We start from the raw sequence: 22,937 nt of genomic DNA, 5'->3' as shown, positions 1-22,937 counted from the left end.
AGGATACAAGCCGGGCATACAATGAATGTCGTTGTGTTGAGCTTACCGGGAGGTTGCTTATGTGGGCATACGAGACGACGTTCTATCAGATCTATCCGCTGGGCTTTTGCGGGGCTCCGCGCGAAAACGCCGCGCCCGTTGCCGAGGATGAGTTTGCCCAGGCTGCCAACGCCGCGCCCAACCCCGATGCGCCCATCATGAAAATCGCCCAATGGGCCGACTACCTGCAAGAACTCGGTATTGGCGCTGTGCTCATCAACCCGCCGCTCGAATCTGATAGCCACGGTTACGATACGCGCAGCCTGCGCCACATCGACCGTCGCCTGGGTGGGGATGCCGACTTTGCCGCCGTGTGCGAGACGCTGCACGACCATGGCATCCGCGTGTTGCTCGATGCCGTCTTCAACCACGTCGGTCGCGGCTTTTGGGCCTTCCGTGATGTGTGGGAGCGCAAGTGGGACTCGCCCTACAAGGACTGGTTTCACATCAGCTTTGACGGTGACTCGTGCTACGGCGACGGCTTTTGGTACGAGGGCTGGGAGGGCCATTTTGAGCTTGTGAAGCTCAACCTGCAAAACCCCGCCGTTGTCGATTACCTGCTCGAGTCCGTGCGCCGCTGGGCCGAGGTCTTCGGCGTCGACGGCCTGCGCCTGGATGTTGCCTATATGCTCGACCGCGACTTCATGCGTCGTCTGCACGACTTTACCCGTGAGCTCAAGCCCGATTTTGTGCTGATCGGCGAGACGCTCCACGGCGACTACAACCAGATTGTCAACGACGAGATGCTCGACTCCTGCACCAACTACGAGTGCTACAAGGGCCTGTACTCCAGCTTTAACTCGGTCAACATGTTCGAGATTGCCCATTCGCTTCATCGCCAGTTTGGCGGTGACCCGTGGTGCATTTATCGCGGCAAGCACCTGCTGTCGTTTGTCGACAACCACGATGTGCCGCGCCTGGCAAGCATCCTCACCGACAAGTCGTGCCTGCGCCCCGCTTATGGCATGCTCTTTGGCATGCCGGGCATCCCGTGCGTCTACTATGGCAGCGAGTGGGGAATTGTTGGTGAAAAGGGCGGCCCCGATGGCGACTGGGCGCTACGTCCTGCGCTCGATGAGCCTGCGCCCAACGAGCTGACGGCGTTCATCACGCAGCTGACTCACCTTCGCTCGGCCGACGACGCGGCGGCTCGCGCCCTCAACTACGGTGCCTATCGCAACGTGGTGATCCAGAACAAACAACTGCTGTTCGAGCGCGCCTGCGACGACGCGACGGTGCTCGTGGCGGTTAATGCCGTGGACGAGCCTTACACCTTTGGCGCCGGTGAGCTCAACGGGTCCTTTGTCGACCTGCTTGCCGACGGCGTGCCCACGGTCGAGCTGACGGGTACCCTCGAGCTTGCACCCTACGAGGTGCGCTATCTGTTGAGGGCCTAGATCATGGCTGCGTCCGACGAGGGCTATCAACATATTGAGCATGGGTTTGAACCCGTGTTTGACGAGCACTCGCGCGTTTTGGTGCTGGGGTCGTTTCCCTCGGTACTTTCGCGTGCCAATGATTTTTATTACGGCAACCCCCAGAATCGCTTTTGGCGCGTGATGGCCGCGTGCCTCGGTGTGCCCGTGCCGCCCAACGAGGGCGACCTTTTGGCGGACAGCGAGCCTGCGACGCTCGACGCCTCGATTGCCGCCAAGCGATCCATGCTGCTCAACGGCGGTGTGGCCCTGTGGGACGTGATCGAGAGCTGCGACATCAAGGGCTCAAGCGACGCGAGCATCAAAAACGTCGTTCCGGCGCATGTCGAGCGCATTACCGGTGCAGCTCCCATTGAGCAGGTGATATGCAACGGTGGTACGGCGGGGCGCCTCTATAAGCGCTATCTACAGGAGCGGACGGGTCTGGCCGCTGTCGTATTGCCGTCAACTAGTCCCGCTAACGCGGCTTGGCGTCTGGAGCGCCTTGTTGAGTGCTGGCACGAAGCCGCTGACTGGGCCGCTCTCTAATTTAGATATTTGACTGAGCATGGGCGCCCAGACGTTTCAGAACGCCTCGCCAGATCGGCGCGGGCACGGCTGGCTCGGCGCAAATCATGCCGTCGACGTTGACGTTGACGGCATTGCCGCCGCCAAGTCGCTGCGCATGCTCAATGGAGCATCCCATGCGCACAGCGCCCACAAGCTTATCCATCGCTTCCGAAAATGGTCGGCGCAAGAGGCCCATGCGTGGGGAATGGCGAAGCGCCGCAATACCGCTGCCGGCACAGACGACAACGCCGCCACACCACAATTGGTCATGGCGCTCACATGCCTCGTGCAGACGAACGGCGGTCCCGCGCGCCTGCTTAGCGCCCTCTTGCGCGGCTCGAATCGCGGCATAGACGCGCGTTCCCGTACCGCCAAAGCGCTCAAGCGCCTGCTCGATAGCTGTCAACGTCTCATCGTCAGCCACATCTTCAATGGCCAGCACGATGCCATCGACTGCACCGGCATCATCCGCTTCCAAATCGATCGGGCGGGGGAGCGTGGTGCCAGAAAGCTGAGTATAGGCGGCGATGGCATCCTGCAGATCCCAGAGCAAAAACTCAAGATCGGCGCTATCGGGAATGCTGATATACGCAATGGTTCGCAACGTTTTTGGTACATCGCCGCGTGTGGTCGTCTCCATGCCGCCTCCTTTCCGGTTGGTTTCCGTTTAGGTTACACCGTCTGACGGCGCTCCGCCGCGCTATCCTAGTGCAACCCTTACGAAAGGAACGCCATGCGTCTGCCCATGAATACCTCGCTTGCCACGCTCAAGCCCTCCGGCATCCGTCGGATTAACGCGCTCGCTGCCCAGCACCCGGGATGCATTGCGCTCGCGCTTGGCGAGCCCGATTTTCCCACGCCCGATGTGATTAGCGCCGAGGTGACCGCTTCGTTGGACCGCGGCAACACACACTATCCGCCCAACAACGGTCGCCCCGCCCTGCGCGAGGCGCTGTCTGCCTACATGGGGGATGCGGGCCTTACGTTTTCGGCCGACGAGGTCATCCTGACCGACGGCGCGACCGAGGCCCTGTCGGCCACGTTTATGGCCATGCTCAACCCTGGCGACGAGGTCATTATCCCCACGCCGGCTTTTGGCCTGTACGAAAGCATCGTCGTGGCCAACCACGCCAAAGCGGTCTTTTTGGATACGGAGCCTGCGCAATTCCAGATTGACGAGGACGCACTTCGTGCCTGTGTGACCCCGGCGACCAAGGCTATCGTCATCTGCTCGCCCAACAATCCCACGGGTTGCATCCTCGACGCGGCATCGCTCGACGCCGTGGCACACGTGGCGGAGCAGGCGGGCATCTACGTGGTCTGCGACGACGTATATAACCGCCTGGTCTACGTGGACGGCTACGAGCGATTTGCCCAGCGCCACCCGGAGCTACGCGAGCAGACGGTGGTCATCGAGAGCTTCTCCAAACCATGGGCTATGACCGGCTGGCGTCTGGGTTGGCTCGCAGCCGCAGCCCCCGTCATCGCCGAGATCGCAAAGGCCCACCAATACTTAGTATCGAGCGCCGTCTCCTTTGAGATGGACGCCGCGGCCCGAGCCCTGACCGTCGACCCAACCCCCATGCTCAAAGTCTACCGAGCCCGCCGCGAACGCGTGCTCGCATCCCTTAATAACATGGGCCTCGACGTAGTGGAACCAGCCGGCGCCTTCTACGCTTTCCCGAGCATCAAACAATTCGGCCTAACAAGCGAAGACTTCTGCATCAAAGCCATCAAAGAAGCCAACGTAGCCCTAGTCCCGGGCGACTGTTTCGGCACCGAAGGCCACATCCGCCTAAGCTACTGCGTAAGCGACGAAAACCTGGACGAAGGCTTAACCCGCCTGTCCACCTTCATTTCAACCCTGTAGCCCTCAGGGATGCAACACATCAGCCCACCGACCCAAGCATTATGAGTCGGGCGCGCCGGCCAACGGAAAACCGGGCTGCCCCATAGTTGATGCAGGCCGCGCCGCCGAAGGCCAGGCGCAAGGTTTTCGTAGATTCCGCACGAGCCGGAAAGCACTTAATGTGCTTTCCGAGCGAGCCCAGGACCTGACCGAGCGAAAACCTTGCGCCCGGCCTTCGGCGGCGCGGCCGGATGGTGGAATTGTGTGCAGCCCGGTTTTCCGTTGACCGATGCCGGGGTCCCCGCCATAATACTTTCGGTTCACGCACGAATCCGCTGCCAGAGACAGCCGGTGCAAACGGGCATTGCCCGCGAGCTTAATGGGATATCCCGCCAGCCGAGGTGGTCGAGTAGATATGTCTTCTCGCCCCCGTCGCTCATGCAGCGCGGGGGCTTTCTTTTTGGACATGCCCCCGTCACGTCCTTGTGGCGGACCGTGCCCGGAAAGAATTCGAGGAGGTGTAATTCATGCCCCAGCAGTACAAAATCGACAAGGTTGCAGAGATCGAGTCCCGTATCGCCGAGAACGCCGGTCTGTTCGTCGTCAACTACAACGGTCTGACGGTTAAGCAGGCTCAGGAGCTGCGTCATCAGCTTCGCGAGTGCGGCGCCGAGATGAAGGTCTACAAGAACAACCTGGTCAAGATCGCTCTCAAGAACCAGGAGCAGCCCGAGCTCGACGAGATCCTCGCCGGCCCCGTCGCTTATGTGTTCTACGAGACCGAGCCGGTCGAGGCCGCTAAGACCCTTAAGGACTTCTCCGCTAAGTCCAAGGGCGTCCTTGAGATCAAGGGCGGTATCTCCGACGGCAAGGCCGTTTCCGCTGATGATGTTAAGGCTATCGCCGAGCTGCCCACCAAGGACCAGCTTCTCGGCCAGATCGCCGGTCTCATCTCCGGTTTCGCTCGCGACATCGCTGTCTGCGTCAACGGCGTTTCCTCTGGTCTCGCTCGTTCGATCCAGCAGGTCTCCGAGCAGAAGGCAGCCTAGTCGCTGTTTTCACCCGCGGCGGCAACGCCGCACCCCTGGCGCATTCGCGCCGTGTTTTAACTGATCTCCGTGCACAGACACGGAAACCGAAAGGACTTAGAAATGGCTAAGCTTACCACCGATGAGATCATCGATGCTCTTAAGGAAATGACCCTTCTCGAGGCTTCCGAGCTCGTTAAGGCTATCGAGGACACCTTCGGCGTTTCCGCCGCTGCTCCTGCCGCTGTTGTCGCCGCTCCCGCTGCTGGCGCTGCTGAGGCCGAGGAGAAGACCGAGTTTGACGTCGTGCTCGAGGGCTTCGGCGACAACAAGATCCAGGTCATCAAGGCCGTCCGTGAGCTCACCAACCTTGGCCTGAAGGAGGCCAAGGAGGTCGTCGAGGGCGCTCCCAAGGCTGTTCTCGAGGGTGCCAAGAAGGAGGACGCCGAGGCTGCCAAGGAGAAGCTCGAGGCTGCTGGCGCTGCTGTCACCCTCAAGTAATCAGGCTTTCTCGTCAGATTTCTTTGCAGACGGGGTTCGCATTGCGAGCCCCGTCTTTTTTGTTTTGGCCCCTCATTCCCATTGCTCGGCACGCAGAACACCGCTGTCTTCGCCGTGCCAATCCCGTTACCGCTGGGGCGTAAAATTGCATCATTCGAGCAATAATTTGCGTTGACCTGCTGAAGAATTGCGTTTGCCTTACGGCGACGTATGTCTCCGGCGGTAAGATACTTCAGTATCGCAATTTGGTCTGCGGCCGCCGTGCCGCACGCACAGGGCGCATCCTGCGCCTGCGAAAGGATCCTTGAATAACATGAAGGCAATCATCCCCGCCGCCGGTCTTGGCACGCGTTTTCTGCCTGGCACCAAGTGCACGCCTAAAGAGATGCTGCCGGTGCTCGACAAGCCGGTCATCCAGTACGTCGTCGAGGAGGCGCTCGACCCCGAGGAGGTCGACGACGCCATTATCGTCACCTCTCCCGGCAAGCCCGAGTTGCTGAGCTACTTCCAGCCCGATCGTTCGCTCGAGAACCTGCTGCGCGAGCGCGGCAAGGATGCTTATGCCGACGCCGTCGCCCATGCGGGCGGTATGCCGGTCGACTTCCGCTATCAGTACGAGCCCAAGGGCCTCGGTCACGCCATTCGCTCTGCCGCTGACGCTGTGGCGGGGGAGAACTTCCTGGTTCTTCTGGGCGACTACGTTGTGCCCAACCGCGACATCTGCGACAAGATGCTTGCCGTCTCCAAGGAGCACGGTGGCGCTTCTGTTATCGCCGTTGCCGCGTGCGCTCCCGAGGAAGTCAGCCGCTATGGCGTTATCGCCGGCGATCGCGTGGGCGCTCTCGAGGGCTTCGAGAATGCCGCCGACGACGAGCCCGGTGCCGTTTGGCGCATCGGCGGCCTGGTCGAGAAGCCCGCTCCCGAGGCTGCTCCGTCCAACCTGTACATCGTCGGTCGCTACCTGCTGAGCCCGTTGGTCATGGACCTGCTGGCCGATCAGCAGGCCGGTAAGGGCGGCGAGATCCAGCTGACCGACGCCATGGCCCGCTCGCTCGACCGCGAGGCCATGTACGCCGTCGTCATCGACCCGCTGTCGGGCTACGATACCGGTACCCCGTCTGGCTGGATGGCCACCAACGCCCTCATGGCTGCAAGCGATCCTCGCTTTGCCGGCGCCTTCTGGGATGCCATCGACGAGCGCGGCGGTTTGATGCGTAAGTAAGCCTTCGGGCATCGACATTTACGGGTGCGGACTTCGGTTTGCGCCCGTTTTTTTATAAGAGCTGCGATTGCTAACCCTCTGTTCACAGAAAATATATGAACAGGTGTTCGATGCACATCCATCTACCTGCATGTTTTCTGTCGAAAAACTTTGCTACTCCAAAAACTCAATCACGTCAAGGCTTTTCTTGCTCAACGGTCGGTACCTGATAAACTATTAGGTTGCGATAACTGGCGAAGCTATGCCTCGCCAATCCACCGAGCATTTCCGTGAAGGAGGAAAAACCTGGTGACCTACGCATACACTGCCACTGAGCGCAAGCGCGTCAGCTTCGGGAAAATCCCGGAGGCCATGGAGCTCCCCAACCTTATCTCTGTTCAGAGGGAATCCTTTGAGCGTTTTAAGGACGAGGGCCTTCGTGAGGCGTTCAAGGAATCCAGCCCCATCCAGAGCCAGAACCATGTTCTCGAGGTTACCTTCGGCGAGCATCAGTTTGGCGATCCCGCGCACACCGTCGAGGAGTGCCGCGAGAAGGACATGACCTATCAGGCTCCGCTTCTGACCGACGTCCGTCTCACCAACAAGGAGACCGGCGAGATCAAGGAGCAGCTCGTCTTTATGGGCGACTTCCCCATGATGACCGATCAGGGCACCTTTATCATCAACGGTACCGAGCGTATCGTCGTCTCCCAGCTTGTCCGTTCCCCGGGCGTGTACTACAGCTCCGAGATGGATTCGGGCAAGCAGATCTACAAGGCTCAGATCATCCCGTCCCGCGGTGCCTGGCTCGAGTTTGAGGTCGACAAGCGCGACCAGCTCATGGTCTCCATCGACCGTAAGCGCAAGCAGAGCGCCACGATGTTCCTGCGCGCCCTTGGCATCGCCGTCACCAACGACGACATCATCGAGCTGCTCGGCAACTCCGATGTGATCAAGCGCACCCTCGAGCGCGATACCGCCCTCACTCGCGAGGACGCCCTCATCGAGATCTACCGTCGCCTGCGCCCGGGCGAGCCTCCCACCGTGGATGCTTCCCGCAGCCTGCTCGAGGGCCTGCTCTTTAACCCGCAGCGCTACGATCTGGCCCGCGTCGGTCGTTACAAGGTCAACAAGAAGCTCAACCTCACCACCGAGGAAGAGGTCACGGTGCTCACCGACGAGGATATCGTCGCTACGCTGCGCTACCTGCTGTCCCTCGCTGCCGGCGAGCAGGGCTTCAAGGTCGACGACATCGACCACTTTGGCAACCGCCGCATCCGCACCGTCGGCGAGCTCGTCGCCAACCAGTTCCGTATCGGCATGAGCCGTATGGAGCGCGTCGTCCGTGAGCGCATGAGCTCCCAGGACATCGACGAGATCACCCCGCAGTCGCTCATCAACATCCGTCCGATCGTGGCCTCTATCAAGGAGTTCTTCGGTTCCTCGCAGCTCTCGCAGTTCATGGACCAGGCGAACCCCCTGACCGGTCTGACTCACAAGCGCCGTCTGTCCGCACTCGGCCCTGGCGGCCTTGCCGGCCACAAGTCGGGCTCCAGCCGCCGCACCAACGTGCCGACGGCCGTCCGCGACGTTCACAACTCGCACTACAGCCGCATGTGCCCGATCGAGACTCCCGAAGGCCCCAACATCGGCCTGATCGGCTCGCTCGCCCTCTACGCCCGCGTCAACGAGTATGGCTTCATCGAGGCCCCGTTCCGTCGTGTCGAGAACGGCGTTGCCACCGACCAGATCGACTGGATGACCGCTGACGAGGAAGAGAAGCACGTCATCGCGCCGGCCAACACGCCGCTCGATCCCAAGACCAACGAGTTCATCACGACCGATGCCGAGGGCAAGATCGTCCGTCCGCATACCGTGATCGCCCGTACCCGCGACTTCGACGGCTCCTTCGGCGCTCCCGCCGACGTGCCTGTCGAGGACGTCGACTACATGGACGTCTCGCCGCGTCAGATGCTCTCCGTCGCAGCCACGCTGATTCCGTTCCTCGAGCACGACGACGCCAAGCGTACGCTCATGGGCGCTAACATGCAGCGTCAGGCCGTGCCGCTGGTTCACCCCGCCGCTCCCTATGTCGGTACCGGCATGGAGCGTCGCGCCGCCCTGGACTCTGGCGAGGTTACCCTGGCCAAGAACGCCGGCGAAGTCATCTATGCCGACGCCTCCAAGATCATCGTCAAGCATGCCGGCGGCATGGACGAGTATCACCTGGCCAAGTACCAGCGCTCCAACCAGTCCACCTGCATCAACCACCGTCCGCTCGTGCGCGTCGGTGACACCGTTGAGCAGGGCGAGCCTCTGGCCGACGGTCCTTCGACCGATCATGGCGAGCTCGCACTGGGCCAGAACCTCACCGTGGCATACATGCCGTGGGAAGGCTTCAACTACGAGGACGGTATCGTCGTGTCCGAGCGCCTGGTGGCCGAGGACCTGCTGACGACCATCAATATCACCCGTCACGAGATCGACGCCCGCGACACCAAGCTCGGTCCCGAGGAGATCACTCGCGAGATCCCGAACCTCTCCGAGGACATGCTTGCCAACCTCGATGAGGACGGCATCATCCGCATCGGCGCCGAGGTCGGCCCTGGCGACATCCTGGTCGGCAAGGTCACGCCTAAGGGCGAGAGCGCTCTGACCGCCGAGGAGCGCCTGCTGCGCGCCATCTTCGGTGCCAAGGCTCACGATGTTCGCGACACCTCCCTTAAGATGCCTCACGGCGCTTATGGCCGCGTCATCGACGTCGTCCGCTTTAGCCGCGAGAACGGCGACGACCTGGCCCCCGGCGTCAACGAGCAGGTGCGCGTCTACGTCGCCCAGCGTCGTAAGATCCAGCAGGGCGATAAGATCGCCGGTCGCCACGGCAACAAGGGCGTTATCTGTAACGTTCTGCCGGTCGAGGACATGCCCTACATGGCTGACGGTACCCCGATCGACGTTATCCTCAACCCGCTGGGCGTTCCTTCGCGTATGAACGTCGGTCAGCTGCTCGAGTGCCACCTTGGCTGGGCTGCTGCCTGCGGTTGGGATACCGAGGATGCCGACTCCGACAAGTATGTCCCCGGTCCGTTCTTCGTCTCGACGCCCGTCTTCGACGGCGCCAAGGAGGACGAGATCGCCGAGGTCATCCGTCGCGCCAACAAGAACATGCTCAACAAGGCCACCGCTGCCTTTGGCGATCACATGCGCCCCGAGTTTGTCACCCAGCTTGACGAGCGCGGCAAGACCCGCCTGTTCGACGGCCGCACCGGCGAGGAGTTCCGCGAGCCCATTACCGTGGGTACGTCCTACATCCTCAAGCTCGGCCACATGGTCGACGACAAGATCCACGCCCGTTCGACCGGCCCTTACAGCCTGGTTACCCAGCAACCGCTGGGCGGCAAGGCTCAGTTCGGCGGCCAGCGCTTCGGCGAGATGGAAGTTTGGGCACTGTACGCATACGGTGCTGCCAACGTCCTGCAGGAGATCCTGACCGTCAAGTCCGACGATACCGTGGGCCGCGTCAAGACCTACGAGTCCATCGTCAAGGGCGAGAACGTCCCGGTTCCGGGTATCCCCGAGTCCTTCAAGGTTCTCGTCAAGGAGATCCGTTCCCTCGCACTGGACATCGAGCCCATGCACGATGCCGACGAGGACGCCTCCGCCCCTGTGACCGCCGAGGAGACCTCTGCTCTCGACGACCTGGCTGCGCTCGCCGGCGTTGACACCGACGTCGAGGCCCAGGATGCCGAGACCGCCGAGGCACCCGAGGCTGTCGCCGCCACGACCACTGATAAGGAGTAGTTGACTGTGGCAGATTTCGAAGCTACTGATTTTGACTCGGTAAAGATCTCCCTTGCCTCCGCCGACCAGATCCGTTCCTGGTCGCACGGTGAGGTCAAGAAGCCGGAGACCATCAATTACCGTACCCTCAAGCCCGAGAAGGACGGCCTGTTCTGCGAGAAGATCTTCGGTCCCGCCAAGGACTGGGAGTGCTCCTGCGGCAAGTACAAGGGCATCCGCTTTAAGGGCATCGTCTGCGAGCGCTGCGGCGTCGAGGTCACCTCGGCCAAGGTGCGTCGCGACCGCATGGGCCACATCGAGCTCGCCGCTCCCGTGTCCCACATCTGGTACTTCAAGAGCCCCACGAGCTTCCCGATGAGCCGTATGCTCGACATCAAGTCCAAGGACCTCGAGAAGGTTCTGTACTTTGCCAGCTACATCATCACCGAGGTCGACTACGAGGCTCGCGAGGCCGACGCTGACGACCTGCGCGAGGAGCTCGCCGCCGATCTGGAAGAGATCGATGCCGAGTGCGCCCGCCAGATCGAGTCCCTCAAGGAGCAGGGCAACCCCGAGAACTTTGACGAGTTCTCCGACGAGGAGCCGCTGACCCCCGAGGAGATCGCCTCTGGCATCGTCGACATCGAGGAAGAGTGCAAGGACGAGAAGCAGCTCCGCACGGACGCCTTCAACGCCTTCATGAAGCTTACCGAGCGCGACCTCATCTCCGATGAGCCGCTGTTCCGCGAGATGACCCGTTACTACTCCATGTACTTCAAGGGTGGCATGGGTGCCGAGGCCGTCCGCGACCTGCTCGCTGCCATCGACCTCCCCTCCGAGGCCGAGAAGCTCAAGGCCATCATCGCCGACGAGGATTCCCAGAAGCAGAAGCGCGAGAAGGCCGTCAAGCGCCTTGAGGTCGTTGACGCCTTCCTGAAGGGCGGCAACAGCCCCGCGAACATGATCCTGGACGTCATCCCGGTCATTCCGCCCGATCTGCGCCCGATGGTCCAGCTCGACGGCGGCCGCTTCGCCGCGTCCGACCTCAACGACCTGTATCGTCGCGTGATCAACCGTAACAACCGACTCAAGCGCCTGCTCGACCTGGACGCCCCTGCGATCATCGTGAACAACGAGAAGCGCATGCTCCAGGAGTCCGTGGACGCCCTGTTCGACAACGGTCGTCGTGGTCGCCCGGTCTCTGGCCGTGGCGGTCGCCCGCTCAAGTCGCTCGCCGAGGCCCTCAAGGGCAAGCAGGGCCGTTTCCGTCAGAACCTGCTGGGTAAGCGTGTCGACTACTCCGGCCGTTCGGTTATCGTTACCGACCCCAAGCTGCTGCTGCACCAGTGCGGTCTGCCCAAGACCATGGCGCTGGAGCTCTTCAAGCCCTTCGTCATGAAGCGCCTGGTCGAGCTTGGCAAGGTCGAGAACATCAAGGGCGCCAAGCGCGCTATCGACCGCGGTGCCACCTTTGTGTGGGATATCCTCGAAGAGGTCATCGACGGCCGCGTCGTGCTGCTCAACCGCGCACCGACCCTGCACCGTCTGTCCATCCAGGCCTTTGAGCCGGTTCTGGTCGAGGGCAAGGCTATCCACCTGCACCCGCTGGTCTGCTCGCCCTTCAACGCCGACTTCGACGGCGACCAGATGTCTGTCCACGTGCCGCTGTCCAGCCAGGCTCAGGCCGAGGCCCGCGTGCTCATGCTCTCTGCGAACAACCTGCGCTCGCCGGCATCCGGCAAGCCGGTCAACATCCCCTCGCAGGACATGATCATCGGTGTGTACTACCTCACCCAGGTCCGCGACGGTCTGCCGGGCGAGAACCACGTGTTCTCGAGCTTCGACGACGCGCTGCACGCCTATGACTGCCGCTCCGAGGTCGACATGCAGGCCAAGATTCAGGTCCGCGTGTCCGCCGAGAACGCCAACGTCATCAACGAGGACGGCACCCGTATCTTCCGCGTCAAGAATGGCAAGAACGAGTTTGTCGACTACGACGTCACCGGTAACAAGACCGCACGCTTCGAGACCTCTATCGGTCGCATCATCTTCAACCGCCAGTGCCTGCCCGAAGACTACGAGTTCATGAACTACAAGATGGTCAAGGGCGACGTGGCCAAGCTGGTTGCCGACTGCTGCGATCGTTACCCCGAGGCCAAGGTCGGTCCGATCCTCGACGCCATCAAGTACTCCGGCTTCCACTACGCTACCCGCGCCGGCCTCACCATCTCGGTGTGGGACGCTCTCATCCCTGCCGAGAAGCAGGAGCTGCTCGACCGCGCCCAGGCTAACGTCGACCAGATCAACGAGTACTTCGAGGAGGGCTTCATCAACGAGACGGAGCGCCACATCGAAGTCGTTAACGAGTGGACCGCTTGTACCGACAAGGTCGCAGCGCTCATGCTCGACTTGTTCGACGAGGAGAACCCGCTCTACATGATGGCCGACTCCGGCGCCCGTGGTTCTAAGACCCAGCTGCGTCAGCTCGGCGGCATGCGTGGCCTGATGGCAGACATGTCCGGCGAGACGATCGACCTTCCCATTAAGGCGAACTTCCGCGAGGGCCTGCTGCCGCTCGAGTACTTCATTTCGACCTACGGCGCCCGTAAGGGCCTGGTCGATACCGCATCCCACACCTCGGACTCTGGTTACCTGACCCGTCGTCTGGTCGACGTGGCCCAAGACGTCATCGTCCGCGAGGAGGACTGCGGTACGCACGAGGGCGTCACCTACAACCTCATCATCCCCGGCACCACCGACCTCAACACCGACCTCGTCGGCCGTTGCTTCATTGAGGACGTCGTGGCTCCCGATGGCACCGTGCTCTTTGAGCAGGACGGCTACATCGAGAAGGTCGCTGACATCCAGAAGATGGTCGATGCCGGCCTTAAGAAGGTCAAGCTTCGCGCGCTGCTCACCTGCCGCTCCAAGTACGGCGTGTGCCAGAAGTGCTACGGCTGGGATCTTTCCACCCGTCGTCCGGTCGCCATCGGTACCGCGGTCGGCATTATTGCCGCCCAGTCCATCGGCGAGCCCGGTACGCAGCTTACGATGCGTACCATTCACTCCGGCGGCGTCGCTGGCGTCGACGATATTACGCAGGGTCTGCCTACGGTCAGCCGTATGTTCGATATCGTCGGCAACGTCAACGAGAAGATCCTGGGTCGCGAGGCCGAGCTGGCTCCGTACTCCGGTCACCTCTCGATTAAGCCCGAGAAGTCCGAGTACGTGCTGACGCTCACCGACTCCGAGGATCACACCCGTGTCCTCGACGAGCGTCGCGTCCCCGCTTCGGTGCGCTTCATGCCCGAGATCGAGGACGGCTGCGAGGTTCGCGCTGGCGACCAGATCACCAAGGGCTTCGTCAACTTCCGCAACCTGCGCAAGCTGACCGACATCGAGTCGACGATGCACACCTTCGTCGAGAGCGTCAAGGACGTCTACACCAGCCAGGGCGTCGACCTGAACGACAAGCACATCGAGGTGCTCGCACGCCAGATGCTGCGTCGCGTTCAGATCACCAACCCCGGCGACTCCAAGTACCTGCTTGGTCAGTACGTCGACCGCTACGAGTTTGCTGACGAGGTCGAGCGCGTTGCCCGTCTGGGCGGTCAGGCTCCTGTGGCCGAGCCCGTCATCCTGGGTACGCTCAAGGTCGCGTCCAACATCGACTCCTGGCTGTCGAGCGCTTCGTTCATCCGTACCGCCGGCGTCCTTACCGAGGCTGCCATCGAGGGCAAGGTCGACCACCTGCTCGACCTTAAGTCCAACGTCATCGTCGGTAAGAAGATCCCGGCCGGTACCGGCCTCAAGCCGTACGCCAACGCCAAGCTGACGTATCGTACGGCCGACGGCTACGTGGACATCGACGGCCCGGCTTCGCCCAACGCCAAGTCGCTGCCCGAGTGGGCTCCTGTGGAGCTCAAGGACCTGGACGAGCAGCTCCCGCAGCAGCTCGACTGGGCCGGGTACGACGAGTTCGGTGGTGCTGACGGTTCGTTCACCCGCAACGGCCACACCATCTCCGCCGAGAAGGCTCGCCTGTACCTGTTCGACGACCTGGGCGTGTCGCAGCGCTGGACCAACAAGTTCAGCGAGGTCGGCATCGAGACGGTCGGCGACCTGGTCGGCAAGTCCGAGGAGGATCTGCTGCGCATCGATGGTATCGGTGCCAAGGCGATCGAGGAGCTCCGTGACGGCCTGGAGGCCCACGACCTGCTCTACATCCTCGAGAACAACGACGACGTTGCCGACGAGGAAGACCTCTCGCAGCTGCTGCAGATGGTCTTTAGCCCCGACGGTCCGGACGATATCCTGCTGGGTACCTCCGCTCCGACGCATCACGCCGACGCCGACGAGGAGCTCCTGGGCGCCCCGATCGACGACAAGAAGGCTCCCGCCAACGGCGCGATCAACGAGGACATGGCTTCCCTCGACGAGCTGCTCAACCAGCTCGTGGACACTGACGACGCCGAAGAGGCCAAGGACAACGACGAGGAGTAATTTCCTAGTACGTTAACCGTTCTTATAAAGGCTCGCTTCCCAACAGGGGAGCGGGCCTTTTTTGATGAGGAACGTTGCCCCAACGAGCACGTCGGATTCCCGGGCCGGGCGGCACAGGGGTTAAGTTTGTCGCGAGTTCCGCACGAGCCGGAGAGCACTTAATGTGCTCTCCGTGCGAGCCAGGACTGTAGAGCAGCAAACTTAAGCCAGGGCCGCCCGGCCCGGGAATCCGCCCTTATGCGCAGGAGGGGATTCATTTTGTGTAGGCTTTGCGGAAATGTACCAATTTTGGGATACGCCCGGCGGCGTGGTCTGTTGACGGCACAGCTAACGCCACGTATCCTATCGAACTGCGTGTTTCGTAGGGGGATGCTGACCCCTCGATTCAAGCCGTTGCACTTTACAGAAAGCTGGAATCATTCGAGAAGGAGTACGCTTTGCCTACTATTAACCAGCTGGTTCGCCAGGGCCGTCGTTCCGTGCCCAAGAAGTCCAAGAACGCTGCTCTGCAGCACAACTCCCAGAAGCGCGGCGTGTGCACCCGCGTCTTCACCACGAGCCCCAAGAAGCCGAACTCGGCTCTTCGTAAGGTTGCCCGTGTTCGCCTCGTCAACGGCATCGAAGTTACTGCTTACATCCCGGGTGAGGGCCACAACCTGCAGGAGCACTCCATCGTGCTCGTCCGCGGCGGTCGTGTCCGTGACCTCCCTGGTGTCCGTTATCACGTCATCCGTGGCGCCTACGACGCTGCTCCGGTCCAGAACCGTATGCAGGCCCGTTCCAAGTACGGTGCTAAGCGCCCCAAGGCCAAATAAGCCAGATAACGTTTTGATACTTTCGCCGTGTGCCGTCTTGAGCGCCGCACGGTAGACACTTAAGGAGATTTCACATGCCGCGTCGTGCAGCAGCTAATCGTCGTGAGGTTCAGCCTGACGCCGTTTACAACAACCGCCTGGTGACTCAGCTCATCAACAAGGTCCTTCTTGACGGCAAGAAGGCCACCGCTGAGCGCATCGTTTACACCGCTTTCGAGATCGTTGCCGAGAAGTCCGAGGGTGGCGATGCTCTCGCTACCTTCAAGAAGGCTATGGACAACGTCAAGCCCACGCTCGAGGTTAAGCCCAAGCGTGTCGGTGGCGCTACCTATCAGGTCCCGATGGAGGTCAACTCCCGTCGTTCCACCGCTCTGGGCATCCGCTGGATCGTCAACTTCTCCCGCGCTCGCAAGGAGAAGACCATGGCCGAGCGTCTCGCCAACGAGATCCTCGACGCTTCCAACGGCCTGGGCGCTTCCGTCAAGAAGCGTGAGGACGTCTTCAAGATGGCCGAGGCCAACCGCGCGTTCTCTCACTATCGTTGGTAAGTTAAGGTAAGGAACTAACATGGCTAAGCCTAAGTACAAGCTTTCCGATACCCGTAACATCGGCATCATGGCTCACATCGATGCCGGTAAGACCACCACGACCGAGCGTATTCTTTACTACACCGGTAAGACCCACAAGATCGGTGAGGTCCATGAGGGCGCTGCCACCATGGACTGGATGGTTCAGGAGCAGGAGCGCGGCGTAACCATTACCTCCGCTGCTACCACGTGCTTCTGGAACAAGGACGGTAAGGACTACCGCATCCAGATCATCGACACCCCGGGCCACGTTGACTTCACCGCCGAGGTCGAGCGCTGCCTGCGCGTCCTCGATGGCGCTGTCGCCGTCTTCGACGCCGTTGCCGGCGTTCAGCCCCAGTCTGAGACCGTTTGGCGTCAGGCTTCTACCTTCAACGTTCCCCGCATCGCCTTCATCAACAAGTATGACCGCGTGGGCGCTGACTTCTTCAACGCTATCGAGACCATGAAGGATCGTCTCGACGCTAACGCCGTGGCCGCTCAGGTCCCGATGGGCGCCGAGGACAACTTCTGGGGCGTCATCGACCTCGTTACCATGACTGCATGGGACTTCAAGGCCGACGAGAAGGGCATGACCTACCCCGAGCCGATGGACGAGATCCCGGCTGAGTTCGCTGACATCGCTGCCACCAAGCGCGAGGAGCTCCTCGACGCTGCTGCCAGCTTTGACGACGAGCTCATGGAGAAGATCCTCATGGAGGAGGACTTCACCGTCGAGGAGCTCAAGGCTGCTCTGCGCAAGGGTGTTCTGGCCAACGAGCTCAACCTCGTCTTCGTGGGCTCCGCCTACAAGAACAAGGGCGTTCAGGAGCTGCTCGACGCTGTCGTCGACTACCTGCCCAGCCCGCTCGACGTCGACGCCGTCACCGGTACCGATCCGGACACCGGCGAGGAGATCCAGCGTCATCCTTCCTTCGACGAGCCCTTCTCCGGCCTGGTTTTCAAGATCATGACCGACCCGTTCGTCGGTAAGCTCACCTATGTCCGCGTTTACTCCGGCCGCGCCGAGTCCGGCTCCTACGTGGTCAACGCTTCCAACGGTCAGCGCGAGCGCCTCGGCCGCATCCTCGAGATGAACGCCGCCGAGCGTATCGACCGTGACGACGCTGCCGCCGGCGACATCGTCGCTTGCGTCGGCTTCAAGAACTCCACCACCGGTGACACCCTGTGCGCCGAGGGCAAGGAGATCGTCCTCGAGAAGATCGAGTTCGCTAAGCCCGTTATCGACGTTGCCATTGAGCCCAAGACCAAGGCCGAGCAGGACAAGATGTCCCTGGCTCTGACCAAGCTCGCCGAGGAGGACCCGACCTTCCAGGTGTCCACCAACCACGAGACCGGCCAGACCATCATCGCCGGCATGGGCGAGCTGCACCTCGAGATCATCGTCGACCGTCTGCTCCGTGAGTTCAAGGTTGACGCTAACGTTGGTAAGCCCCAGGTTGCCTACCGCGAGACCGCTGGTCACGACGTCGAGAAGGCTGAGGGCAAGTTCGTCCGTCAGTCCGGTGGTCGCGGTCAGTACGGCCACGCCGTCATCAAGCTCGAGAAGATGGAGGAGGGCTTCGGCTACGAGTTCGTCAACGCTATCGTCGGCGGCGTCGTGCCCAAGGAGTACATCCCGTCCATCGACAAGGGCATCCAGGAGGCCCTGAACACCGGTGTTATCGCCGGCTTCCCGGTCCTCGACGTTAAGGTCACCCTGTTCGACGGTTCTTACCACGAGGTCGACTCCTCCGAGGCCGCCTTTAAGATCGCCGGTTCCATGGCTATCAAGGACGCCCTCAAGAAGTCCGATCCGCAGCTGCTCGAGCCGATCATGGCTGTCGAGGTCGAGACCCCCGAGCAGTACATGGGCGACGTTATGGGCAACCTCTCCGGTCGCCGCGGCAAGATCGAGGGCATGGAGGATCGCAAGAACAGCAAGCTCATCCGTGCCAAGGTGCCGCTGGGCGAGATGTTCGGTTACGCTACCGACCTTCGCTCCCAGACCCAGGGCCGTGCATCCTACACGATGCAGTTCGACTCTTATGAGCCCGCGCCCAAGTCCATCGTGGACGAGGTCATGAGCAAGAACGCCTAAGTTCGAGCTCCCTGTTACGTAATCCGCGAGAACATCTCTCGCACTCTTTGGAGGTTTAAGTTGGCTACCCAGAAGATCCGCATTCGCCTCAAGGGCTATGATCACGAGGTCGTCGATCAGTCCGCGAAGCTCATCGTCGAGACCGCTCAGAAGACCGGCGCTCGCGTTTCCGGTCCTGTCCCCCTGCCCACCGAGCGCAACCTGTACACGGTCATCCGCTCGCCGCACGTGAACAAGGACTCCCGTGAGCAGTTCGAGATGCGCACCCACAAGCGCCTCATCGACATCCTTGACCCCACCTCGGGCACCGTTGATTCGCTCATGCGTCTCGACCTCCCCGCTGGCGTCGACATCGACATCAAGCTCTAAGCGATATCGCTCATAGCTTACAGAGCCCCGCTGTCATTACGGCAGCGGGGCTCTTTTGTTTGGCATGATGGGTTTGGATCGCCGGGTAAGGCTGCCGAACGGCTGGCTGTGGCGACCTACTCACTCAAGGGGCGCAATGACGCCTCCTCAAAATGGAAGGATCGCAAGCCGTCTTCTGTTTCGATGCACGCGCGACCAAAGGCATCGACGGTTTTAAAGATGCCGCGTGCCAGCTCGTCTCCAGCGGGTGAGCGGGCGATAACGTGCTTCCTAATCCAATTGAGGTGAGCGATATATTCGTCGTGGACGGGCGCGATCGGACCGGCGTCTTTTTCCTTGGCGTTGAGGCGCTCTGCCCAGGCATCTACAGCGTCTATAACTGCGTGATAGACCTCATCGAGGAGCATGTCGACGGCAGGAACGTTCTCGTTAAGGTCCGAGAGGCCAATTGCCGCCAGGCCGCCATCGGGCACCTCTTGGGGCGCATAGTTCACATTGACGCCAATGCCGCATACGGCGAAAGGTTTGCCTTCGTTATCGCGTGCGGCCTCGACCAGAATGCCGCCGAGTTTGCGTTCACGCGCGACCAGGTCGTTGGGCCATTTGAGGCCAATTTCGTTTGCAAGACCCTGTTTTTCGAGCGCCTCGAGCACCGCTAGGCCGCTGACGGCGGCAAGACCAGAGTACTTCGCAGGATTAACGCATGGACGCAGGACAATCGAAAGCAATAGGTTGCCGGCGGTTGAATCCCACTTGTGGCCGCGCCGGCCGCGTCCTGCCGTCTGAGCCTGGGCGGCAAGTCCCGTGCCGTGCGGCGCTCCCTGTTTTCCTGCTTCGAGCAGGTCATCGTTGGTCGATCCGGTTACGTCGACTATCGTTAATTTGGCATCCATTATGGCTGCCACCTCCTTAATGAATAAGTGAATAACGCAATGGTCTCGAGAGATAGACACAATGTGAAGCCTTTGTCGCATTTGGACAATTTAATGTTAACACGTCAACAACGACAAAATTGCGCTATCCTCTCTTGGTCGATGTAAACACGTCAACAACTCAAAGGAGGTTAGTGATGGGTTTCACGATTCTTGGAACAGGCTCGGCGCTTCCTGAGCGCAGTGTTTCCAATGACGAGCTGTCCGAGTTCCTCGATACCTCGGATGAGTGGATTTTTACCCGCACAGGTATCAAGAGCCGCCACGTCTGCACCACCGAGTCACTTGACGACCTTGCCGTAGCGGCGAGCGAGCGGGCACTCCGGGTGTCCGGAATCGACGCGAGCCAGCTGGATCTGATCGTCTGCTCGACGACGACAGGTGATCACCTTGTTCCCGCTGAGGCGTGTGCCGTTACTGAGCGACTAGGCGCGACGTGCCCTGCCTTCGATGTCTCGGCGGCTTGTGCCGGCTTCGTATTTGCGCTCGATGTCGCCGAGGGCTATATCGCCCGCGGTCGCGCCGAGCACGTGCTGGTCGTTGCCGCCGAGCAGATGACGCGCGCGCTCGATTGGACCGACCGTGCCACGTGCGTGCTCTTTGGCGATGGGGCAGGCGCCGCAGTGATTGGGGCTGGGGGAGACAACCCCCTTGCCGTTGAGCTTTCGACGGCGCCCGACGTCGAGACGTTGCGCGTTCCCGGTCTGGTCGGTACCTCGCCGTTTAAGGCCTCCGCAGATAGCGAGAGCGTGCTGTCCATGAATGGCCGCCGCGTGTTCAAGTTCGGCGTCAACGCCATCTGCGACACGGTCCATAAGCTTGCGAGCGATGCGGGCATTTCGGTCGAAGACATCGATCATTTTGTATTCCATCAGGCTAACGAACGAATCCTGAGTCAGGCGGTCAAGCGCCTCGGCGTGCCAGACGAGCTCATGGTTCGAACGCTGCGGGAGACCGGCAACATTTCGAGCGCCTGCATTCCCTTTGCGCTTGACCGACTGGCACGCACCGACGCACTGAATGTGGGCGACACCATCGCCCTCGTTGGATTTGGCGCCGGCCTGGATATAGGTGGCTATCTGCTTCGTTGGAAGTAGTCGCACATAGGAAATAAAACCGCCCCTAGGGCACAAACAAAGGAGAACTACCATGGCAGATCAGAAGACCTTCGAGCGCGTTTGCGACGTTATCCGCGAGACGGCTGGCCTTGACGACGTCGAGATGAGGCCCGAGTCAACGCTCGAGGAGATTGGTCTCGACAGCCTTGGCACTGTCGAAATCCTCGTCGCCGTCGAGGACGAGTTTGGCATTGAGCTCGATACCGAGGAGAATCCCAAGACGGTCGGCGAGTTCGTCGATACGGTCGAGGCGGCATTGGAGAAGTAGTGATGCTCAAGTCTCCTCTCTGCGATCTGCTCGGCATCGAAAAACCCGTGTTCCAGGGTGGCATGGCCTGGATTGCCGACGCCTCGCTGGCATCTGCCGTGTCCGAGGCAGGCGGCTTAGGGATTATCGCGGCCATGAATGCCGACGCAAACTGGCTGCGCGATCAGATTCACGAGCTGCGCGCCAAGACGGATAAGCCCTTTGGCGTCAACGTTATGCTCATGAGCCCGTTTGTCGACGAGGTCGCACAAGTGGTGATTGATGAGCAGGTGCCCGTTGTGGTGACCGGCGCCGGCAATCCCACCAAGTACATGAAGGCCTGGGGCGATGCGGGCATCAAGGTTATTCCCGTCGTGGCTTCGGTGGCGCTGGCGCGTCTCGTGGCGCGTCGCGGAGCCACTGCCGTGGTTGCCGAGGGTACCGAATCAGGCGGCCATATTGGCGAGACCTCGACGATGGCACTGGTGCCGCAGGTTGTCGATGCGGTCGATATTCCCGTGGTTGCGGCTGGCGGCATCGCCGATGGCCGCGGTGTAGCGGCCGCCTTTATGCTCGGCGCTGCCGGAGTCCAGGTGGGAACACGCTTTCTGGTCGCAAACGAGTGCACCGTATCCGAACAGTACAAAGAGTTGGTGCTCAAGGCAGGCGACACGTCGACGCGTGCGACCGGTCGCTCGACGGGACATCCGGTTCGCGCCCTCAAGAGTCCCTTCACCAACGCGTATGCCAAGAACGAGGCGGCTGGCGCAAGCCCCGAGGAGCTCGGGGCCATGGGCACGGGCGCGCTTCGTAAAGCCGCAAAGGACGGTAATTACGAAGAGGGTTCGTATTTGTGCGGACAGATTGCCGGAATGGTCAACGAACGCCAGAGCGCGCGTGAAATCGTTGACGATCTGGTCGATGGCGCCGTGCGCGTCCTGAAGGGTGCGTCCGCATGGGTAGCGTAGCGTTTCTGTTTGCCGGCCAGGGTGCCCAACACCCCGCGATGGGCGTCGACCTGATCGAGGCATCGCCGGCGGCCGCCGAGGTGTTCGCCATTGCCGACGAGGTGCGCCCGGGGACCAGCGAGCAGTGCCGGAGCGCCTCCAGGGAGGAGCTCTCGCAGACCGAGAACACGCAGCCGTGCGTGTTCGTTCACGACCTGGCAGCGGCTATCGCCCTGCGTGAGCGCGGCGTGGTGCCTGCCGCCTGTGCGGGATTCTCGCTGGGCGAGGTCGCCGCGCTCACCTTTGCGGGGGTATTCGATACGCGAGCGGGCTTTGAGCTCGTGTGCGAGCGCGCGGCGCTGATGGCCGCGGCTGCCGAGCGCCATCCGGGCGGCATGCGCGCCGTCATCAAGCTCGATGCGGTGCAAGTCGAGGGCCTGGCAAAACAGGCCGGCGAGGACTGCTGGCCGGTCAACTACAACAGTCCCCAGCAGACGGTTGTGGCCGGAGCGCCCGATGCGTTGCAGAACCTCGACGCCCTGGTAAAAGAGGCTGGCGGTCGCGCCATGAAGGTCGCGGTGTCGGGTGCATTCCATAGCCCCTATATGGCCGAGGCGACTGAGGGGCTGGCGACGTATATCCAAGCCGGGCACGCCCCGTCCCCTTTGCTGATTCCGGTCATGGCAAATATGATGGCGGCTCCCTATCCGGCCGACCCGCAGGCGGCATCGGAGGTGCTGGCCAACCAGGTGAGTCATGCCGTGCGCTGGGTCGACACGCTGCATGCTCTGCAGGATCAAGGCATCGACACGTTTATTGAGGTCGGCCCCGGCAAAACGCTGTCGGGCCTGGTCAAGCGTACGTTGAGCGACGTTCGTGCGTATTCATGCGAAACGGCCGAGCAGGCCGCAGCTATTGCCGACGAGCTCGCATAGTCCACAGGGCTGTAACCCGAA

General features: G+C 61.5%; 18 protein-coding genes. 16 read left to right on the top strand and 2 right to left on the bottom strand.

Annotation, left to right across the window (positions count from 1 at the left end; translation table 11 throughout):
• Positions 1–59 precede the first annotated feature (59 nt).
• Positions 60–1,436, top strand: coding sequence for an alpha-amylase family glycosyl hydrolase (locus OGM60_07725; protein UYI98774.1), 1,377 nt, complete (start codon positions 60–62; stop codon positions 1,434–1,436).
• Positions 1,437–1,439: 3 nt separating this feature from the next.
• The gene (locus tag OGM60_07720; GenBank protein UYI98773.1) at positions 1,440–2,003 is read left to right on the top strand and encodes a DNA-deoxyinosine glycosylase; all 564 of its coding nucleotides are present in this window, start codon (positions 1,440–1,442) and stop codon (positions 2,001–2,003) included.
• A 1-nt stretch (position 2,004) separates the two neighbouring features.
• On the opposite strand, the gene OGM60_07715 is transcribed toward OGM60_07720, so the two are convergent.
• The gene (locus OGM60_07715) at positions 2,005–2,664 is read right to left on the bottom strand and encodes a hypothetical protein (protein ID UYI98772.1); all 660 of its coding nucleotides are present in this window, start codon (positions 2,662–2,664) and stop codon (positions 2,005–2,007) included.
• A gap of 93 nt (positions 2,665–2,757) precedes the next feature.
• Here OGM60_07715 and OGM60_07710 point away from each other — a divergent pair, with 93 nt between their 5' ends.
• From OGM60_07710 to rpsJ, 10 genes are all read left to right on the top strand, one after another.
• Positions 2,758–3,894, top strand: coding sequence for an aminotransferase class I/II-fold pyridoxal phosphate-dependent enzyme (locus tag OGM60_07710; protein ID UYI98771.1), 1,137 nt, complete (start codon positions 2,758–2,760; stop codon positions 3,892–3,894).
• Between the two features lie 506 nt (positions 3,895–4,400).
• Complete coding sequence (gene rplJ / locus OGM60_07705) at positions 4,401–4,922, top strand: 50S ribosomal protein L10 (GenBank protein ID UYI98770.1); 522 nt, start codon at positions 4,401–4,403, stop codon at positions 4,920–4,922.
• Between the two features lie 102 nt (positions 4,923–5,024).
• Complete coding sequence (rplL, locus tag OGM60_07700; GenBank protein UYI98769.1) at positions 5,025–5,402, top strand: 50S ribosomal protein L7/L12; 378 nt, start codon at positions 5,025–5,027, stop codon at positions 5,400–5,402.
• Between the two features lie 313 nt (positions 5,403–5,715).
• Entirely contained in the window at positions 5,716–6,624 is a 909-nt protein-coding gene (locus tag OGM60_07695; GenBank protein ID UYI98768.1) for a UTP--glucose-1-phosphate uridylyltransferase, read from the top strand.
• A 288-nt stretch (positions 6,625–6,912) separates the two neighbouring features.
• Entirely contained in the window at positions 6,913–10,404 is a 3,492-nt protein-coding gene (locus OGM60_07690) for a DNA-directed RNA polymerase subunit beta (protein UYI98767.1), read from the top strand.
• Positions 10,405–10,410: 6 nt separating this feature from the next.
• Positions 10,411–14,886, top strand: a complete 4,476-nt coding sequence (locus OGM60_07685; protein UYI98766.1) for a DNA-directed RNA polymerase subunit beta' — start codon at positions 10,411–10,413, stop codon at positions 14,884–14,886.
• A gap of 437 nt (positions 14,887–15,323) precedes the next feature.
• Positions 15,324–15,701, top strand: a complete 378-nt coding sequence (gene rpsL, locus OGM60_07680) for a 30S ribosomal protein S12 (protein UYI98765.1) — start codon at positions 15,324–15,326, stop codon at positions 15,699–15,701.
• Positions 15,702–15,775: 74 nt separating this feature from the next.
• Positions 15,776–16,249 carry a 30S ribosomal protein S7 gene (gene rpsG, locus OGM60_07675; protein ID UYI98764.1) on the top strand — a complete coding sequence of 158 codons (474 nt, stop codon included), beginning with the start codon at positions 15,776–15,778 and terminating at the stop codon, positions 16,247–16,249.
• 19 nt (positions 16,250–16,268) lie between these two features.
• Positions 16,269–18,368 (top strand): elongation factor G, encoded by a 2,100-nt coding sequence (gene fusA, locus OGM60_07670; GenBank protein UYI98763.1) that lies wholly within the window; start codon positions 16,269–16,271, stop codon positions 18,366–18,368.
• A 60-nt stretch (positions 18,369–18,428) separates the two neighbouring features.
• Positions 18,429–18,737, top strand: coding sequence for a 30S ribosomal protein S10 (gene rpsJ / locus OGM60_07665; GenBank protein UYI98762.1), 309 nt, complete (start codon positions 18,429–18,431; stop codon positions 18,735–18,737).
• Positions 18,738–18,853: 116 nt separating this feature from the next.
• Here the strand turns inward: rpsJ and OGM60_07660 are convergent, their stop codons facing one another.
• Entirely contained in the window at positions 18,854–19,630 is a 777-nt protein-coding gene (locus OGM60_07660; protein ID UYI98761.1) for a biotin--[acetyl-CoA-carboxylase] ligase, read from the bottom strand.
• 176 nt (positions 19,631–19,806) lie between these two features.
• On the opposite strand from OGM60_07660, the gene OGM60_07655 reads away from it, so the two are divergent.
• The 4 genes from OGM60_07655 to OGM60_07640 are packed head-to-tail and all read left to right on the top strand — an operon-like array spanning position 19,807 to position 22,916.
• Entirely contained in the window at positions 19,807–20,766 is a 960-nt protein-coding gene (locus OGM60_07655) for a beta-ketoacyl-ACP synthase 3 (GenBank protein ID UYI98760.1), read from the top strand.
• A gap of 52 nt (positions 20,767–20,818) precedes the next feature.
• A complete protein-coding gene (locus tag OGM60_07650) occupies positions 20,819–21,055 on the top strand; it encodes a phosphopantetheine-binding protein (protein UYI98759.1) in 237 nt (78 codons plus the stop codon).
• 2 nt (positions 21,056–21,057) lie between these two features.
• Entirely contained in the window at positions 21,058–22,002 is a 945-nt protein-coding gene (gene fabK / locus OGM60_07645) for an enoyl-[acyl-carrier-protein] reductase FabK (protein UYI98758.1), read from the top strand.
• On the top strand, positions 21,990–22,916 hold the full coding sequence (locus OGM60_07640; protein ID UYI98757.1) for an ACP S-malonyltransferase: 927 nt from the start codon (positions 21,990–21,992) through the stop codon (positions 22,914–22,916). The genes fabK and OGM60_07640 overlap by 13 nt, the downstream gene beginning before the upstream one ends.
• Positions 22,917–22,937: the final 21 nt, after the last annotated feature.

This window comes from Coriobacteriaceae bacterium (genome assembly GCA_025757745.1).
Classification (GTDB): Bacteria; Actinomycetota; Coriobacteriia; order Coriobacteriales; family Coriobacteriaceae; genus Collinsella.
Note: the sequence above shows the minus strand (reverse complement) of the source record. Positions and strands in the feature narration are given on the sequence as shown.